At 70.0% G+C, this 2393-nt stretch carries 2 protein-coding genes; one reads left to right on the top strand and one right to left on the bottom strand.

The features are described from left to right. Positions 1-115 precede the first annotated feature (115 nt). A complete protein-coding gene (locus tag VNT50_RS09670) occupies positions 116-1681 on the top strand; it encodes a glutamate synthase subunit beta (RefSeq protein ID WP_325484905.1) in 1566 nt (521 codons plus the stop codon). Between the two features lie 9 nt (positions 1682-1690). Here VNT50_RS09670 and VNT50_RS09675 read toward each other — a convergent pair. Next, positions 1691-2393 (bottom strand): hypothetical protein (locus VNT50_RS09675; protein ID WP_325484906.1); only part of this gene is annotated, 703 nt, incomplete at its 5' end.

Consider the following 2393-nt stretch of genomic DNA (forward strand, 5'->3'; position numbering starts at 1 on the left):
AGCGGCGTCCTCGGTCGGGGCAATGCCAGTTCTGGCATTGCGCCCCCCCTGCGTCCTGGCATGGCGGCCCCCGGAGCTCGCCGAACCGGGCACGGAGTCACCGGAGGTGCCACTAGTGGGCGAACTGGGGGGCTTCCTCCGACTCGAGCGGGTCGGGTTCGACAAGCGCAATCCAAAAGAGCGCGTGCGCGACTACCGGCAGTACTTCTCGCTGCCCGATGACCGCACGCTGCGCGACCAGGGCGCGCGCTGCATGGACTGCGGGGTGCCGTTCTGCCACGAGGGCTGTCCGCTCGGCAACCTGATCCCCGACTGGAACGACCTCGTCTACCGTGACAAATGGCGCGACGCGCTGGCGAAGCTCCACGCGACCAACAACTTCCCCGAGTTCACGGGACTCATCTGCCCCGCGCCCTGTGAGTCGGCCTGTGTGCTCGACATCAACGACGATGCGGTGACGATCGAGCAGATCGAGCTGGCGATCGTGACGCGCGGCTTCGAGGAGGGCTGGATCACCCCCGACCCGCCCGACGCGCGGACGGGCCGCACCGTCGGAGTGGTGGGCTCGGGCCCGGCCGGCCTGGCGGTCGCCGCGGAGCTGAACGCACACGGCCACGCGGTGACGGCGTACGAGCGCGACGAGGGCCCCGGAGGCCTTCTGCGCTTCGGCGTGCCCGACGCGAAGCTCGAGAAGTGGATCATCGACCGGCGCGTCGCACTGCTCGAGGAGGAGGGGATCGAGTTCGCCTACGGCGTAGACGTGGGCCGCGACGTGTCCGCTGAGGAGCTCCGCCGCCACGACGCGCTGGTCGTCGCGATCGGCTCACGCGTGCATCGCCACCTCGACGTCGCGGGCCGCGACCTCGCCGGCGTGCACTTCGCGATGGAGTACCTCTACCAGCGGAACCGGGCCGTCGCTGCGGAGGAGGGTCGGCCCGCCCCCGAGACCCCGGCCGCGGAGGTCATCTCGGCCGCCGGAAAGCGCGTCGTCGTGGTCGGCGGCGGCGACACGGGCATGGACTGCATCTCGAACGCCCTGCGGGAGGGCGCGGATGACGTGATGCTCTTGGACGTCTATCCGCCGCTGCCCGCGGACGGCCGACCGGCATCCACCCCCTGGCCGCTCCCGCCCAAGCGCACGCCGACCACCTACGCGCTGGACGAGGGCGGCGACCGCCGGTTCGGCACACAGGTGACCCGCATCTCGGGCGCGGACGGGCAAGTGAGGGGCGTCCACGGCCGCCGCGTCGAGGGCACCTCGTCGCGCGATCTTCACGCCATCCCCGGCAGCGACTTCGACGTTCCCGCCGACCTCGTGCTGATCGCTATCGGCTTCAGCCACCCCGAGCACGAGGGGCTCGTGAGCGACCTCGCGCTCGACCTCGATCGGCGCGGCAACATCAGGGCGCCGGTCTACGGCACCAAGATCGAGGGCGTGTTCGCCTGTGGCGACGCCCGCATCGGCCAGTCGCTCGTGGTCACCGCGATCGCGGAGGGTCGCCGCTGCGCTCGGGTCATCGACCAGTACCTGGGCGGCACCGGCGAGGCCCGCCGCATCCCCGCCGAGGCGATGTTCGCGTACGAGGACGGCGATCCGTACTCGCTGCGTCACCAGGCCGAGACGGCGCGCACGGTAACGGTGGGGGACGCATTCTGGTCGGGCCCGCGCGACGAGCCCTGATCGCGGCGCTCAACCGCCGGCCACCGGCCGGGTGCAGCGGAAGACGACCTTCTGGCCGTCGCTGAACGTCGCGGAGGCGCACGCCTTGTAGTACTGGCCGGGCGACGTGAACTTCACTCCCGTCGGCGGCGTATGCGTCGCCGAGACCGTAATGCAGTGTGCGTTCGTCTTGTCGCAGCGCTGCACGATGACCGTCTCGCTGCTCACGAGTCCCGCGGAGGGGTGCACCGACCGGTCGCCCCAGAAGCGGCCGTTCTCACCGTGCTCGAGGTTGATGCACGGGTTGTAGTGGACCGCCACCGGCCCGCTCTCGGTGCGAACAATCGTCGGCGCGCTCGCGGTACAGACCGGCTCGTCCTTGTAAACGGCGCTCCCGGGTATGCGGAAGCTCTGGTTCGGAGCGAAGTAATGCGACGGTATTGGCGCCTTGTCGCCGTTGTCGAACTGGCAGAGCGCGCGGTAGCAGAACGGCGGCGACCTATGCACCACCGTTCCCTTGATCGTCGCCGTGTCGGTCGCCGTTTCGCCGGGCTCCGACACGATGTGGGTCCAGTAGGTGACGCCGGGCCGCAGCTTGAGTGCATCCGCCGTGCCGACCGTCCGGATCTTGAAGTCCTGGCTGTCGAGGAACTGGGTGTCCAGGTACTTGTTCGGGAGGTTCGAGCTCCAGGTGACGGTGTCGCCCAGGTAGATCCGGCCGTCGCGGTTGTCC

Origin of the sequence: Microbacterium sp., assembly GCF_035554235.1 — a bacterium.
In the GTDB taxonomy this organism is placed as follows: domain Bacteria; phylum Actinomycetota; class Actinomycetes; order Actinomycetales; family Microbacteriaceae; genus Microbacterium.